Annotated in this window: 11 protein-coding genes; 6 read left to right on the top strand and 5 right to left on the bottom strand. The window is 66.3% G+C overall.

Going from position 1 to position 16,083, the window contains the following annotated elements:
- Nucleotides 1-34 precede the first annotated feature (34 nt).
- Together AC13F7_RS02765 and AC13F7_RS02770 are read left to right on the top strand one after the other, a co-directional pair.
- Nucleotides 35-1,276: a flavohemoglobin expression-modulating QEGLA motif protein gene (locus tag AC13F7_RS02765; protein WP_482999166.1), complete on the top strand. Its 1,242-nt coding sequence runs from the start codon at nucleotides 35-37 to the stop codon at nucleotides 1,274-1,276.
- 175 nt (nucleotides 1,277-1,451) lie between these two features.
- Nucleotides 1,452-3,743, top strand: coding sequence for a TonB-dependent receptor (locus tag AC13F7_RS02770; protein ID WP_482999167.1), 2,292 nt, complete (start codon nucleotides 1,452-1,454; stop codon nucleotides 3,741-3,743).
- Between the two features lie 806 nt (nucleotides 3,744-4,549).
- On the opposite strand, the gene phbB is transcribed toward AC13F7_RS02770, so the two are convergent.
- The 3 genes from phbB to AC13F7_RS02785 are packed head-to-tail and all read right to left on the bottom strand — an operon-like array spanning nucleotide 4,550 to nucleotide 7,866.
- Nucleotides 4,550-5,290, bottom strand: a complete 741-nt coding sequence (phbB, locus tag AC13F7_RS02775) for an acetoacetyl-CoA reductase (RefSeq protein ID WP_482999168.1) — start codon at nucleotides 5,288-5,290, stop codon at nucleotides 4,550-4,552.
- 25 nt (nucleotides 5,291-5,315) lie between these two features.
- Nucleotides 5,316-6,644 (bottom strand): CitMHS family transporter, encoded by a 1,329-nt coding sequence (locus AC13F7_RS02780; protein WP_346471446.1) that lies wholly within the window; start codon nucleotides 6,642-6,644, stop codon nucleotides 5,316-5,318.
- A gap of 40 nt (nucleotides 6,645-6,684) precedes the next feature.
- Nucleotides 6,685-7,866, bottom strand: coding sequence for an OprO/OprP family phosphate-selective porin (locus AC13F7_RS02785; RefSeq protein WP_482999169.1), 1,182 nt, complete (start codon nucleotides 7,864-7,866; stop codon nucleotides 6,685-6,687).
- A gap of 156 nt (nucleotides 7,867-8,022) precedes the next feature.
- On the opposite strand from AC13F7_RS02785, the gene AC13F7_RS02790 reads away from it, so the two are divergent.
- The 4 genes from AC13F7_RS02790 (at nucleotide 8,023) to AC13F7_RS02805 (ending at nucleotide 11,984) form a co-directional block, all read left to right on the top strand.
- Entirely contained in the window at nucleotides 8,023-8,721 is a 699-nt protein-coding gene (locus tag AC13F7_RS02790; protein ID WP_482999170.1) for a response regulator, read from the top strand.
- Nucleotides 8,711-10,093, top strand: coding sequence for a sensor histidine kinase N-terminal domain-containing protein (locus tag AC13F7_RS02795; protein ID WP_482999171.1), 1,383 nt, complete (start codon nucleotides 8,711-8,713; stop codon nucleotides 10,091-10,093). The genes AC13F7_RS02790 and AC13F7_RS02795 overlap by 11 nt, the downstream gene beginning before the upstream one ends.
- A complete protein-coding gene (locus AC13F7_RS02800; RefSeq protein WP_482999172.1) occupies nucleotides 10,090-11,142 on the top strand; it encodes an ABC transporter substrate-binding protein in 1,053 nt (350 codons plus the stop codon). Before AC13F7_RS02795 ends, AC13F7_RS02800 begins: the two co-directional genes overlap by 4 nt.
- 191 nt (nucleotides 11,143-11,333) lie before the next feature.
- Nucleotides 11,334-11,984, top strand: a complete 651-nt coding sequence (locus AC13F7_RS02805; RefSeq protein WP_482999173.1) for a LuxR C-terminal-related transcriptional regulator — start codon at nucleotides 11,334-11,336, stop codon at nucleotides 11,982-11,984.
- Between the two features lie 10 nt (nucleotides 11,985-11,994).
- Here the strand turns inward: AC13F7_RS02805 and AC13F7_RS02810 are convergent, their stop codons facing one another.
- Nucleotides 11,995-14,646 carry a hybrid sensor histidine kinase/response regulator gene (locus AC13F7_RS02810; RefSeq protein WP_482999174.1) on the bottom strand — a complete coding sequence of 884 codons (2,652 nt, stop codon included), beginning with the start codon at nucleotides 14,644-14,646 and terminating at the stop codon, nucleotides 11,995-11,997.
- Between the two features lie 56 nt (nucleotides 14,647-14,702).
- Nucleotides 14,703-15,869 carry an OprO/OprP family phosphate-selective porin gene (locus AC13F7_RS02815; RefSeq protein WP_482999175.1) on the bottom strand — a complete coding sequence of 389 codons (1,167 nt, stop codon included), beginning with the start codon at nucleotides 15,867-15,869 and terminating at the stop codon, nucleotides 14,703-14,705.
- Nucleotides 15,870-16,083 lie beyond the last annotated feature (214 nt).

A 16,083-nucleotide genomic window follows, 5' to 3' on the forward strand; every position in this document is an offset into this window, starting at 1 on the left:
TGAGTTTTGGTACTGTCCGCCCATGGACACGCCAATGACCGTGGATCGTGATGTTGCCCACCACACTGCGCTCGATGCCCAACTGGTCGAGGCGGTAGGCGGGATCAAACTGCTGGGGCTGACCAGCTGGCCAGCCGCGCTGCAGGCGCCCTTCCTGGCCAGCATCGCCCGCGGTCAGCCGGTGCTGCCGCAGGTCGACTACCCCAGGCTCGATTTTACTGACACCCGCCATCGGCTGGCCGCGATCAGCGCGCAATGCGATCCCGACCATCCCATCGGCCTGTACGTGCAGCGCTCGGCGCACAGCTGGGACCAGGCGGCCGGCCTGCTGGAATCACTGGGGACCGCCGCGGTGGATCGGTACTCGGTGGAGCTGTTTGGCGCCCCCGAGCAACCGCTACCGGGCAGCGGCCCCAGCACGCGCGATGCCGCCCGCCACTTCATCCAGATTGCGCAGGAGCTGGACCATGAGCTGCTGGCGCCCGAAGAACAGGTGCCGGTCTCGGCCACGGCACTGCAGCTACAGCTGCAGAGCGATCTGGATGCGTTCTTCGAATCGCGCATCATCAGCGTCCAGCTGGATCCGGATCTGATCTCCAAGGCCGCCGCCGGCCCGAACCGGATCCGCCTGCGCACCAGTGCGCGCTTCAGCGCCTACGACCGTGCGCAGCTGTTCCATCACGAGGCGCTGGTGCATTCGTTGACCGCGCTCAACGGCCGCGAGCAACCGCACCTGCCCAGCCTGGCGCTGTCCTCGCCGCGGGTCACCGCCACCCAGGAAGGACTGGCCACGTTCGCCGAGCAGATCACCGGCAGCATCGACATCGAGCGTCTCAAGCGCATCAGCCTGCGCACCGAAGCGATCGCGATGGCGCGAGAAGGCGCCGATTTCATCGAGGTGTTCCGCTACTTCTGCGAGGCCGGCCAGAACAACGAAGAGAGCTTCGCCTCCGCCCAGCGCGTGTTCCGCGGCGTGCCCCCGAGCGGTGGCGCGGCCTTCACCAAGGACACGGTGTATCTGCGCGGGCTGGTCTCCGTGCATACCTTCTTCCGCCACATGCTGGCCGAAGACCGCCTGCAGGTCTGCCGCTGGCTGTTCGCCGGCAAGATGTCGCTGACCGACGCGATCGCCTTCGCGCCACTGTTCGAAGAAGGCATCCTGCGCCCGCCGCGCTGGCTGCCGCACTGGGTCAGCCGCGCGAACGGATTGGCCGGCATGCTCGCGTTCTCGCTGTTCGCCAACCGCATCCGCATGGATCAGCTCGCCCCCGAGTAGGGCCGGCCGCTGGCCGGCAAGCTCGCGCACTTTGCACGTGTGCCCCGTGCGTTAATGAGCACTGCATCGCGTCATCTGCGATGACCCGCACCGTAAACATCCTTTCATCTTCCGCTCGCATGCTGGTCATGCACCTGCATTGCGCAGGTCATCTTCCCCCATGTAACGGACGACCATGCTTACCCGACCCCTGACGATCGCGGTGGCGCTCGCGCTGTGCGCCGCCAACGCCCACGCTGCCGATGTAGACGCCACCGCCGCTGCCAACGTTGCGCTCAGCGCGCAGACCCTGGACACCGTTTCGGTGATCGGCCAAGGCGAGACCCGCCAGGTGCAGCGCATCACGGCCGTGGACAAGGAAGTGCTGCCGCCGGGTACCAGCGGCCAGAAGATCCTCGACCGCCTGCCGGGCGTCTCCGTGCAGTCCAACGATGCCTTCGGTGCCAATGAAGAATCGCAGACGATCAGCCTGCGCGGCTTCGACAAGAGCCGCCTGGGTTACACGCTGGACGGCATTCCGCTCGGCGACAACAGCTACGGCAACTACAACGGCCTGAGCATCGCCCGTGCGCTGATCGCCGAGAACCTGGCCGGTGCGGAACTGTCGCAGGGCATCGGTTCGCTGGGCGTCGCTTCGACCAGCAACCTCGGCGGCACCATCCAGTATTTCTCGCAGGACCCGTCCACCGAGTTCGGTGGCAAGGCCAGCGTCACCGTCGGCGATGACAACCAACGCCGCGGTTACCTGCGCGTGGACACCGGCGACATCAACGGCTTCTCGGCCTATGTGTCCGGCGTGCATCAGGATTCGGACATGTGGGCCGAACCAAACCAGAACCAGACCACCCGCCAGTTCAACGCCAAGGCGATCTGGAACGTGGGCGACAATCGCTTCGGCGCCTTCGCCGCGACCTCGCGCGTCAGCCAGGCCAACTACGCTTACCTGTCCAAGAGCATGCTCGCGCGTGGCCTGGGCTGGGACTGGAACATCTACGCGCCGGACTGGGACCGCGCGGTCGCCGCCGCCTACTGTGCACCGGGCACCTACAACGCGCAGAAGTGTGCGTTCACCGGTGGCGTCAACAGCATCGATGATGCGTACTACCAGAGCCGTGCACTGCGTGACGACAACCTGTACTCGCTCGATGCCGACCTCGCGCTGGGCGATAGCGCCCGCCTGAAGCTGCTTGGCTACCACCATGAGAACCGTGGCCAGGGCCACTGGTGGGCACCGGGCCAGCCGTCCAACCCCGGCACCGCGCAGATGCTGCCGATCTCCATCCGCAGCACCAACTACACCATCAACCGCCAAGGCATCACCGCCGCGTTGAGCTGGCAGTGGGGCATCCACGAACTGGAAGCGGGGCTGTGGTACGAGCGCAACGACCACAACGTCGAGCGCAATTTCTACTACATCACCGGCCCGTTCCTGGATGACGGCTACCTCAACCATCCGGACCGTCGCCTGTTCGATCAGGACTTCGACATCCGCACGCGCCAGTTCTACGTGCAGGACCGCATGCGCTTCCTGGACGACCGCCTGACCGTGGACGTGGGGATCAAGAGCCCGAACACCCGCATGACGGCCAACGCCAAGCCGGGTACCGAGGCCAGCTACGCCTCGGGCACCCTGACCGCCAAGGAATCGGTGCTGCCGCAGGCCGGTATCGGCTTCAAGCTGAGCCCGAACCAGGAAGTGTTCGCCTCCTACTCGGAGAACATCGCCGCCTTCGTCGGTGGTGGCAGCGGCGGCCCACTGCAGGTCTCGCCGGAATCGTTCGCGGCCAGTGCCGGGCTGGAGCCGGAGAAGTCCAAGACGCTGGAAGCCGGCTTCCGTACCTTTGGCGAGAAGTACCAGGCCTCCATCGCGGCCTATCACGTGACGTTCGACAACCGTCTGCTCTCGCTCAATCCCTGCACCAGCATCGAAGTGGGCACGCGCCCGGAGTGCATCACGCGCTTCATCAACGTGGGCTCGGTGAAGAGCCGCGGTGCGGAACTGACCTTCATCCTCAAGCCGATGGACGGCCTGCAGTGGTACAACGCGCTCTCGTGGAACAAGACCACCTACGAGGACAACTACACCTCGGGCGGCGCGATCGTGCCGGTGGCCGGCAAGATTACGGTGGACACGCCCGAGCGCATGGCCTCCAGTGAGATCAGCTGGAACCGCGATGGTTTCTTTGCCAGCCTTCGCGCGAAGTACACGGGCAAGCGTTACTACACCTACACCAACGATCAGTCGGTGCCGGGCGTGACGACGTTCGATGCGGGCATGGGGTATTCGTTCGGGCCGGGCATGGGGCTGCGCGATATCAAGGTGTCGCTCAATGCGACCAATCTGACCAATAAGCGTTACGCGGGTCAGTTGAGTTCGTTCGCGCCGACGGATCCGACCGGCACGCGCTATGCGATCCACGCGAGCGCGCCGCGTCAGGTGTTCATGACGGTGGCTGCGGAGTTCTGATCTCCGCTTGGTAAGAGCAAGGGTAGCCACCGACCATTGGTCGGTGGCTTTGCTTTGTGCACTGGCAAGGAATCGACCCCAAAAGCTCAACGCCACGAGCGCATTGTCCGTCTTGTGGCTGGGCCAGGCGTGGGGTGTGTGGGTTCGCGGGACGCGCCGTAAACCCATCCATGGGGGCTCGTGAGCCGCATCCATGCGGCACAACGGTCCCGCCAACCCACACACCCCACGCCCCCGACAGTTGGCTGGTGGCCATGGCGAAGCAAAGCAACGCAACGCTGCAGGCGGACAGTGCCGAGGCGACTCGTGCTGAGGTACCTGAGCGGAGAAAGTTACGCAGATCAATCGAACCGAGCGAGCCAAGCGGACCAAGCAGACCAAGCAGACCAAGCAGACCGAGCAGACCGAGCAGACCGAGCAGGCCAAGCAGGCCAAGCAAGTCAAAGAAGCGAACGAATCCACGAAGGCAAGCCAATGCAACGGCGGCACCAAGCACCGGCTTTTTCCATTGCGCACCAGCCCTCTGTCAAAGGGGAGGCACGGGTGGGTTGGCGGGACCGTGTGTTGCCATGGATGGCAACACACGAGCTTACATGGACGTACTTGCAGCGGGTCCCGCCAACCCACCCGTGCCTGCCCAGCGCGACACGGGCCTGCAGTCCGGCTTTTGCCCCGCCGTTGCCGTTGCCGTTGCAAGTAGCCCAACGTTCCCGAAAGCTCGGAAGAAAAAAAAGCCGCGATGCCAACCAGCATCGCGGCTCCACCTCGTGGGGGAGGTCACGCATCAAATCGGATGCGCAAAACCATCAGAACATGTGCAACCCACCATTCACCGCATAATCCGCACCCGTCACATACGCCGCATCATCGGATGCCAACCACGCACACAGGCTCGCCACTTCCTCCGGGCTGCCCAGGCGCCGGATCGGCACCGAACCCGCCAGACGATCCAACACATCCGGCGGAAAACTGCTGATCGACTGACTCGCGATATAGCCCGGCGAAATCGTATTCACCGTCACACCGCGCGTCGCCACCTCATTGGCCAGCGCCCGGCTGAACCCATGCATCGCCGCCTTCGCCGTCGCAAAGTTCACCTGGCCGATCTGGCCCTTGTGCGCACTGACCGAGCCGATGTTCACGATCCGGCCCCAGCCGCGCGTACTCATGCCATCGATCACCTGCTTGGTGATGTTGAACAGCGCATGCAGGTTCGAGCCCATCACCGCGTTCCAGTCGTCCGGGCTCATCTGCCGGAACAGCACATCGCGGCTGCCACCAGCATTGTTGACCAGCACATCGATCTCGCCGACCTCGGCCTTCACCTTGGCGAATGCCGCCACGGTCGAGGACCAGTCCGCCGCGTTGCCTTCCGAGGCGATGAAATCGAAGCCGAGCTCACGCTGCTCGCGCAGCCAGGCGGCCTTGCGCGGGGAGTTCGGTGCGCAGCCGGCGACCACGGTGTGGCCATTGCGGGCCAGCTTCTGACAGATGGCAGTGCCGACACTGCCCATGGCGCTGGTGACGTAGGCGATGCGAAGAGTCATGGCGGAACGCTCCTTGGTAGGCGGATCAGGACGCAAGCGGATACAGGCCGAACAGCAGCCCGCCAAACATCAGCAGCAGCGAAATGCCGATGGCCCACTTCAGGGTGAACTTCTGGTGGTCGGCAAATTCCACCTTGGCCAGGCCGACCAGCAGATAGGTCGAGGGCACCAGCGGGCTGAGCAGATGCACCGGCTGGCCGGCCAGCGAGGCGCGCGCCATTTCCACCGGCGTGATGCCGTAGTTGCCGGCGGCTTCGGACAGGATCGGCAGCACGCCGAAGTAGAAGGCGTCGTTGGACATGAAGAAGGTGAACGGCATCGAGGCCAGCGCAGTGATCACTGCCAGGTAGGGGCCCCAGCTGTCGGGAATGATCGCCAGGAAGCTGTGCGACATCGCCTCGACCATGCCGGTGTTGTTGAGGATGCCGGTGAAGATGCCGGCCGCGAAGATCAGCGAGACCACCGAGAGCACGTTGCCGGCGTGGTTGACCACCCGGCGGCGCTGCTCGGCCAGGTTCGGGTAGTTGATGACCAGGGCGATCGCGAAGCCGACCATGAACAGCACCGGCATCGGCAGCAGGCCCATGATCAGCGCGGTCATCAGGGCGATGGTCAGGCCCAGATTGACCCACAGCAGCTTCGGGCGCTTGATGTCTTCGGCGTCTTCCACGGTCGGCAGGGTGTTGCCATCATCGGAGACGCTGTTGTCCATCCAGCTGCCGCCCTGCGGCAGGGTCACCACGCCCAGGCGACGGCGCTCCTTCATGCCCAGGTACCAGGCCAGCACCAGCACGCCGGCGCAGGCGATCACCATCGAGGGAATCAGCGGCACGAACACGTCGGCCGGATCCACGTGCAGCGCGGTAGCCGCACGCGCGGTCGGGCCGCCCCACGGGGTGAGGTTCATCACGCCACCGGCGAGGATGGTCACGCAGGTCATGTTCAACGCGTTCATGCCCAGGCGCTGATACAGCGGCAGCATCGCCGACACGGTGATCATGTACGTGGTCGAGCCGTCACCGTCGAGCGAGATCAGCATCGCCAGGATGGCGGTGCCGAGCACGATCTTCATCGGGTCGCCCTTGACGAAGCGCAGGATGATCCGCACCAGTGGATCGAACAGACCCGCATCGATCATCACGCCGAAGTACAGGATGGCGAACATCAACATCACGCCGGTCGGCGCGATCTTCTTGATGCCTTCCAGCATCATGTCGTCGATGCCGGCCGCGAAGCCGCCAATCAACGCGAACAGGATCGGAATGGTGATGAGGGCGACCAGCGGCGACAGCCGCTTGCTCATGATCAAGTACATGAATGTAATGACCATGCCAAAGCCGAGGATGCTCAGCATCATCTGCATTCTCCAGAAGAAACGGTGCGGGAAGTAGGCATCAGAAGTCGTACTGCAGGCGGCCGGTGACCGCGCGGGTGCGGTCCACGGTGGCGTCGGCCAACCGGTCGCGGTTGCGGCTTTCGATCAGGTTGAGCATGAAGCGCAGGTTCGGGCGCATGTACCAGTTGCCGCCCAGCGTCCATGCCTCGGTCTGGCCGTCGCGCAGGTCGGGCTGGCCGATCAGGTGCTGCTCCCCGCGCATCTGGTCATAGCGCAGTGCCAGCTCGAAGGCACCGGCCTTGTGCTGGAAATCCTTGACCCGGCCGAAACGCCCGGTCTTGCGGTCATACACGCGTGACTCGCCGGTGACGAACCAGCTGACCAGGCCATAGCCGGCCAGGACCTTGCCGCGCTGGCTGCCATCGTCGAAGGTGGCGCCGCTGAATTCGCCCTGCCAGGACAGCGGGCCGTGCACCTGTGCGTACTCCAGCGACCACTTGTTGACGTCGGTGTCGCGCCCGGCCGAGAAATCGACCAGGGTCAGGCGGCTGTTGTCGGAGAGGTGACCTGCCGGGCGTGGGCGAATGCGCAGGGCAGGGACGCCGTCGGCGCCGGGCGTGTCGTAGCGCTCATGCGCCAGCGACAGGCCCAGGTGCAGCACATCCCCGGCGGTGGCGCCAGGGGCCCAGGTCGCGCGGCCACCCGCGGCACGGCCCTTGACCTGCCATGCGTCGATGCTCTCCAGGCTGTAAGCGCTGGCGGCCCAGGTCATGTCGCCGCGCGCGGCCTGCCAGGAGGCGCCGAGGCGATACAGCGGGGCCAGCGTGGTGCCGGCATTGCCGCGCTCCAGGAAGGTGCCGTAGTTGGAACTGGTGCGGTCATCCAGCGAGAAGAACTGCTTGAACTGGCCCACGGTGAGCTTGCCGGCATCGCCGAAGCTGCGGCTGACGAACACGTCCTTGGCTTCGACCCGGTCGCCGGAGACGTCGGCTTCCAGTTTGTAGTCGACGGCGAAGAACTTGCCGGATACGTCAACCCATGCGCGACGGATCTCGGTGTCGTCCTTGTTCGGGGTGCCACGGCTGTCGTTGTGGAAATCGGCGAAGTCCAGATGCAGGCGGCCGCCAAGGCTGGCGGTGACCGGGCTGTCATCCTCGGTGTCGTCGGCGGCCCAGGCAGGTGTGGCCAACAACAGCGTGCAGGCGGCTGGCATGCACCAGCGCAATGCGTTCAGTTCCATGGCCCCTCCCAGGTACCGTGTGTTCGGTGGTGTCGCGTTGGCGCAGCCTAGTGCCGGGATGCTGTCATCCACCTGTCAGCCATTGCTGCACCGCAGCGAAGCGCACGGACGCGGCCGCACGCGCTAGCATTCGTGCACCTTTCCCGATCCCGACCGATGCGCATCCTGCTGGTGGAAGACAACCCGGACCTGGCCGACGCGATCGTCCGCCGCATGCGCCGCAGCGGGCACGCCGTGGACTGGCAAAGCGACGGGCTGGCGGCGGCGAGCGTGCTGCGTTACCAGAGCTTTGATCTGGTCGTGCTCGATATCGGCCTGCCCAAACTGGATGGCCTGCGCGTGCTGGCCGGCATGCGCGAACGCGGTGACAGCACACCGGTGCTGATGCTGACCGCGCGCGATGGCATCGAAGACCGTGTGCAGGCGCTGGATGTCGGTGCTGATGATTACCTGGGCAAGCCGTTCGATTTCCGCGAGTTCGAGGCGCGCTGCCGCGTGCTGCTGCGGCGTACCCGTGGGCAGGCCAGCGAGGTGGTGCAGATCGGCGGCTTCTTGTTCGACAACGCCGCACACCGGGTCAGCCTGGATGGCCAGCCGATCGAACTGCCCAACCGGGAATACCGGTTGCTGGAGATACTGATGGGCCGGCTGGGGCACGTGGTCGGTAAAGACGAGATCGGCAATGGTCTGTTCGGCTTCGATGACGAGGCGGGGCCGAACGCGATCGAGCTCTACGTGGGCCGCCTGCGCCGCAAACTGGTCGAGGCGCCGTTGCGCATCGTGACCGTGCGCGGCAGCGGCTATCTGCTTGAGGCGCACGATGCGGCGGCCATGGGCAGCAGCGATGGTGACTGAGCTGCGCGCGCCCTCCTCGATCCGGCGCACGCTGTGGCTGTATCTCGGCGGCTTGATGGCACTGTTTGCGGTCGCGTTGTTCTTCGGTGCGCGCGACTACGGCCAGCGTGCCGCCAACCGTTCCTACGATCACCTGCTGGTGTCGTCGGCGCTCTCCATCATCGACTCGGTCGCGCTGGTGGATGCGCAATGGCAGGTGGATCTGCCGTATGCCTCGCTCGACCTGCTGGCGATGGCGCCGGAGGACCGCGTGTTCTATCGGGTCTTCGACGCGCGCAACCAGACCGTGACCGGCTACGACGACCTGCCGGCGCCACCGCGAACGCCGACCGATCGCCCGCAGCTGTTCGACGCCGCCTACAGCGGCGAAACCGTGCGCTTCGTGGTGGTGTCGCGGCGGGTGTCATCACCGTCGGCCCAGGCCGAAGTACGCGTGCAGGTCGGGCAGACCCGGCGTGCACGCCAGGCACTGGCGCAGGACATGGTGACCCGCGCGCTGGTCGCGATCGTGGTGCTCTCGCTGCTGTCGCTGGCATTGGTCGCGCTCGGTGTGCACCGTGCGCTGCGGCCGCTGGTGCGGGTCGAACGCGAACTGTCCAAACGTGAGCCGTCCGATCTGCGGCCACTGGACGCAGCCACGCCGCAGGAAATGGACCAGATGGTCGGTGCGCTGAACCACTTCATGGGCCGGCTCTCGACCAGCAATGAAACCCTGCGTGCGTTCATGGCCGAGGCCGCGCACCAGATGCGCACGCCGCTTGCCGCGCTGCGCGCGCAGGCGCAGTTGGCACTGGACGACGAAGACCCCGAAGACATGCGCCGCAGCCTGCAGGCGATCGAGCGCAACGCGACCCACATGAGTCGCCTGCTCAACCAGTTGCTCAGCGATGCCAGTGTGATCCATCGCGCGAACCTGCAGCGTTTCGCCCTGGTCGATCTGGCCGAGATCGTGCACCTGGCGCTGCACGAGGCCCTGCCGCAGGCATTGCCCGCGCCTCGCGTGCAGCTGGCGGTGACCAGTGATCCGGCCTGGGTCAACGGGGATGCACTGCTGCTGCGCGAAGCGATCAAGAACCTGATCGACAATGCGCTCAAATACGGCGGCGACGGCGTCCTGCAGCTGGCGCTGACCACCGATGACAGCCACTGCGTGCTGACCGTCGCCGACCATGGCCCCGGGATCGCGGCCGCTGATGCGGAGCGGGTGTTCGAGCGCTTCGCGCGCGGCGAGGGCGCGGCAGCCGGTGGCGCCGGACTTGGCCTTGCGATCGTCAAGCGCGTGGTGGACAGCCACGGCGGCCATATCGATCTGTCCAACCGGGTCGATGGCGGCCTCATCGCCACCGTCCGCCTGCCGAGGAGACATGCATGAAACGCTGGTACGGCCTGCTGATGTTGCTGTTCACCGCCTCGGTCGTTGCTGACCCGGGTGACGTGCAGCGCTTCCCGGCGCTGGGGACGCCGACCGCGCAGCTGCGCATCCACGGCTCGACCGACATCGAAGTGTTCGCCACGGTGATCGCGGATTACCAGCGACTGCATCCGGGCACCGAGATCGTCTACGAGGACATCATCACGCAGGACATGTATGCGCGCTACCTGCGTGATCGCAACGGACCGGCTTCACCGGACATGCTGATCAGCAGTGGCATGGACCTGCAGGCCAAGCTGGTCAATGATGGCCACGCGCTACCGCATCGCTCGGCGCAGACCGATGCATTGCCCGCCTGGGCGCAATGGCGTCACGAGGCATTCGGGATCAGCTACGAGCCGGTCGCGATGGTCTACAACACGCGCACGCTGCCCGCGTCGCGTGTGCCACATACACGCCGCCAACTGCTGGAGCTGCTGCGTGCGCCGGATGCGCCGTTGCTGGGCCGGGTGGGGACCTACGATGTGCAGCGCAGCAGTGTCGGCTATCTGCTTGCCACCCAGGATGGCCAGCGCGGCAGCATGGCGGGCGCGCTGCTCGGTGCGCTGGGCGACAACCGCGTGCAGCTGGAGGAACGCACCGGCGTGCTGCTCGACCGGGTCAGCAGCGGCCAGCTGTCGCTGGTCTACAACGTGCTGGGCTCGTATGCGCAGGCGCGCATCGATGCCGGCGCGCCGCTGGGCATCATCGAGCCGGAGGACTACACCCTGGTGATGCTGCGCACTGCGGTGATCCCGCGCGGCGGCAAGCACCCGGATGAAGCCCGCCGTTTCCTGGATTATCTGCTGTCGCCCCGTGGGCAACAGGTGCTCTCCCGCGAAGCGCGTTTGATGCCGATCCTGCCGGCCGCGGGCCAGCGCCGTGGCGCGTCGCCGGAGCGCAGCTACCGCCCGATCCAGCTCGGTCCAGGTCTGCTGGTGTATCTGGACGGCCTCAAGCGCCGGCAGTTCCTGGACGCGTGGCGCGGCAGCATGCAGCAGGGGCGGTGAGGCCGGCAACGGCCTCGCCGTCCCTGCTGCCCGCGCATTCCACCTCAACCCCGCGCCGTTGGCGCGCCCCCTTCAACAGGAAGGGGGCTTTTCTCCAGACGCTCAACGTGTATCGGCAGGTGGGGTCCGCTACGCCGCAGGGATGCCGGTAGTGACGGCCGCTGGCCGTCAACCTCATTACAATGGCCCGCATGAGTGACATCACCGTTCTGGTCGCCGACGACCATCCCCTGCTGCGTGCCGCGGTCGTGCATTCGCTGCGTCAGGCGCTGCCGCAGGTCAATGTGATCGAAGTGGCCAGCGCCGCCACGCTGGAGAGCGCGCTTGATCAGCATGCAGAGATCGAGCTGATACTGCTCGATCTGACCATGCCCGGTGCCCGCGGATTCTCCTCGTTGTTGCATGTGCGCGGCGCACATCCGGATGTGCCGGTGGTGATTGTGTCCTCCAATGACCACCCGCGGGTGATCCGGCGTGCGCAGCAGTTCGGCGCCGCCGGCTTCATTCCCAAGTCGGCCCCGGCCGAAACCCTCGGCCAGGCGGTGGCGGCGGTGCTTGATGGCGGGGTGTGGTTCCCGGCGATGGCGGCCGAGCGCTCCGAATCCGATGCACTGCTGGCCACGCGCCTGGCGCAGCTCACCCCGCAGCAGTTCCGGGTGTTGTTGTGCCTGGCCGATGGCCTCCTGAACAAGCAGATCGCCTACGAACTGGGTCTGGCCGAGAACACGGTCAAGGTGCACGTCACCGCGATCCTGAAGAAGCTGGAATGCCACAGCCGCACACAGGCGGCAGTGCTGGTGAAGGCACTGGAGCCGGAAGGCGATACGGGCGCCGGCGTCTAGCGGCACGGTCTCAGCTGCGGTGGCGTAGCAGCAGCTGTGTCATCAGGGCCCGCAGCGCGGGCGGGCGCACCGGCTTTGAAAGGAAGCCCCAGCCGTTCTCCGCAGCGTGGGCCTTCAACGTGTCATCGCGCTCTGCGGTGACCAGGATCACCGGCGGGCGCGCGTTCCACAGGCCGCACAGGTGTTCATACAGGTCCGGGCCGTGCCAGTGGCCCATGCGCACGTCCAGCAGCAGGAGTCTGGGCACGTTGAAGGCCGAGGCGATCTCCAGCGCAGCCTGCGGGCCATCGGCCAGTTCCACCACACAGCCCCAGCGCTCCAGCAGCGCACGGGTGGCAGCGCAGACACGCGGGTCGTCGTCGATGCTCCAGACCCGGCAGTGGCGCAACGGGCTGTCATCGGCGCTATCGACCATCGGGGCGATCGCGGGCGCCGGTGCGATCACCACGTCCGCGGCCTCACTCAGGGGCAGACTTACTGAAAACACACTGCCGTGCCCCAGCGTCGAACGCAGCCGGATCGGGTGGCCAAGCAGGCGGCCGATCCGCTCCACGATCGCCAGCCCCAGGCCGGCGCCACGTTCCTGATCCACCCCGTCGTCGAGGCGTCGGAACTCTTCGAAAATTTCGCCCTGCAGGCTCTCCGGTATGCCGGGTCCCTGGTCGTGCACCTCGATGCGCAGCTGACCGCTGTCACGGCGGCAACCGATCAGGACGCGGCCACGTGGGGTGTAACGCAGCGCGTTGGACAGGAAGTTCTGCAGGATCCGGCGCAACAGGGCCTCATCGCTGACCACCACCGCGCGCGTGTCCACCCAGCGCAGCTGCAGGCCACGGCTGTCGGCGGCCAAGCCGAATTCACGCGCCAGCGTTTCCAACAGCGGCGACAGCGCGAACGCACGCACATGCGTCTTCAGTGCGCCCGATTCCAGTCGCGAGATGTCCAGCAGGCTGTTGAGGATGGCGTCCTGCGCGGCCAGCGCGGCGTCCACATGTTCGCTGAGTTCGCGGGCATCGCCCTGCAGTTTGCCGCGCAGCACCGAAACGAACATCCTCGCAGCGTTCAACGGCTGCAGCAGGTCGTGCACGGCCGAGGCCACGAAGCGCGATTTGTAGCGGTTGGCCCGCTCGGCTTCACGGCGTGCTTCATCCAGATCGCGGGTGCGCTCGGCGACGCGATGCTCCAGCGCGTCGGCGAGCGAGCGCAGCTCGCGTGCGGTGTTCTTGTAGGCGGTGATATCGGCGTAGCTGGTGACGAAACCGCCGTCCGGCAGTGGGTTGCCACGGATCTCCAGTACGGTGCCGTCGTCTTTTTCGCTCTCGCGCATGTGCGGGCGGCCGCTGCGCAGGTGGTTCAGGCGGCGCTCGATGGCTTCGTCGATCGGGCCGGGGCCGAGCAGGCCGCGGCGCGCGTTGAAGTGGAAAATCTCTTCGATCGGACGGCCCACCCGGATCAGCCCGGTCGGGAAGCGGAACAACTCCAGATAGCGGGCATTCCACGCCACCAGTTTCTGTTCGTTGTCGATCACCACCACGCCCTGCGGCAGGTGCGCCAGGCTGCGGCTGAGGCCGCTGTCGGCCTGCTGGGCGGCCTGCAGTACGCCGTCCTGTGCGGTGCGCAGCTCCTGTGCGTGCTGCTTGAGCACGCTCTCCAGCTCGCGCCGGCTTCGCTGCCGGTGGGCCGCCAGCCGCCGGCGCTGCTGCACGAACAGCCCCAGGAAACACAGCGCCAGCCAGATGCCGCCGGCGGCCAGCGCGGCGCTGCGGCCGACCGCCGTGCTGGCGCTGGCATCGTGCAGCAGGTGCAGCTTCCACTGCGGCTCGCTCAGCGCCAGGGTCTGCCACAACACCGGCCGTGGCAGCGCGGGCTGCTCGATGCGGACCATGCGCCCGCCATCGGCGAGCAGCTCCACGACGCGCGCCTCCAAGGGCTGCAGCGACCGATCCGCGTACTGGCGGGTGGCCAGCATCTCGTTGCGCTCCTGTGGACCGAGTGGGCGTAGCAGGCGGTAGCGCCACGCATCACCGTTGGCCAGGAACACCACGTCATGCGCATCGGTGGCGAGCACGATGTCCGGGCTCTGCAGCCACTCCTGCTCAAGCGCGCGCAGTTCGATCTTGATCGCGACCACACCCAGCACGGCTCCGCGTTCGTCGTAGATCGCCTGGGAAAGGAAGTAGCCGGGCACGGCAGTGGTCATGCCGATGCCGTAGAAGTGCCCGCTGCCGTGCGCCATCGCCTGCTGGAAATAGGGGCGGTAGCTGTAGTCCTCGCCGACATTGGTGGTCGGCTGGTCCCAGTTGCTGGCCGCCACGGCGATGCCGTGCTTGTCGATCAGCGTCAGGGTCGAGGCGCGGGTGACATTGTTGGCCTGGGCCAGTTTGAGATTCAGCCGCTGGCGTTCTGCAGCGGTGAGCGGGTGGGACACGGCCTGGTGCAGGTCCGGGTCCAGCGCCAGCACCTGCGGCAAGGTGCCGAAGCGATCGATCCGCTGCTGCAGGGTCTGCGCGTACAGGCCCAGCTGGCGCCGGACCTGCAGGCTTTCGTCATCCAGCGCCCGCTGCTGTGCATAGCGTCCGGCCAGCAGCGCGCACAGCAGCGTGCCGCCGAGCATCAGGACGATGATCAGCAGCCAGGGGCGATAGCGGGAGACGCGGTACATGCCGTCAGTCTAGGCAGGACACGGCGGACGCGCGTCAACGCGTCCGCCGGGCGGGATCAGAAGTGCATCTGAGCGCGCAGTTCGAAGATTTCCGGCTGGCTGCGGACGCCGCGACGGCTGGCGTCGACCTTCACGTAGTTCGCCTGGAACTTGAAGTGCGAGGTCAGGTACCAGTTGGCACCCAGGGTCCAGTCGTGCTGACGGCCGCCAAACACATCGGCGTCATCCAGATCGATACGGCTGTAACGGGTCACCAGCTCGACCGCGCCATAGCTGTGGGCCGGTTTCACGTTGGCCACGGCACCAGCGTTGTACGGGCGCGATTCGCCGGTCAGGATCCAGCTCGCCATCGCGTACTGACCATTGCCGGTGTAATCCGGCTTGCCATCACGGCTGACCGTGGTCTGCAGCGCTTCGCCCTGCAGCGAGAACGGACCGCGGATCCAGATGCCTTCCAGGCCGGTACGGACGATCTTGTCGGCGGTGGTCAATGCACCGGAGTCGACCAGGCGGATGTCGGTCAGGCCGGCTTCCGGGCGCGCGCGCAGGCGGGCGCTGGCCGGGTGCGAAACGTCGCGGCCATCGCGGTAGCCGCGCGGGTTTTCCTGTGAATAGGCCAGACCCAGGTGGATCACGTCGCCTGCGGCCTTGACTGGAGTCCACACCGCACGCACGGCCTGGGTGGTGCCGGGATTGTCACCCTGCAGATCCTTGCCGCCGTAGGCACCGGCCTGCAGCAGGTACTGCGGGCGCTCCAGCACCCATTCGGCACCGGTGCGACGGCCTTCGTAGAACGCCTGCACGGGCAGGGCGGTCTCCACGAAGCTGCCGGCGCGCGAGGAGGTGCCCGCGTCCAGGCCGACCGGGGTCTTCATGTAGCCGAAGCGGAAGCGGCCGATGTCGCTGCCGAAGAAGGCCTTGCTTTCGAAGCGGACGAACACGTCCAGCCAGGTGTCGGACTGGAAGTCGTAATAGACCATGGCGTCATACACGCCCTTCTTCTTCAGGGTCGCGCCGAATTCCTTGCGGCGCACGGCGTCGGCATCTTCGATGCCGCTGTTGCCGGAGAAGTCGTTCAGGTCGTAAGCGATGTTGGCCGTGGCGGCCAGTTCGGTGCCATCGCTGAAGGTGGCCTTGGTTGGCCAGTTGTCCCAGTCGGCCGCGGTGGCGGCGAGCGGGGCCGTGGCCAGGGCCAGGGCAATGAACAGGGGTGTAGAGCGCATGGGCGGTAGCTGCAAGTAAGAGTGGGGCAGAACAACAACGGCCGCGAACGGCAAATCTTTGGGAATTTTACCCGTGATCCGCCGCAGGGCCACCCGCCGCCGTGGGGGCGCGGTGCCGGGCCAGTGTAGGCAGTGCGGTCAGCTGAACCGGGGGGCTAGTACCAATAGGTTATCTGCGTTGGCCGGATGCGGGCGTAAAAAGGCCACGCCAGAT

Source organism: Stenotrophomonas sp. K-6 (assembly GCF_056861555.1).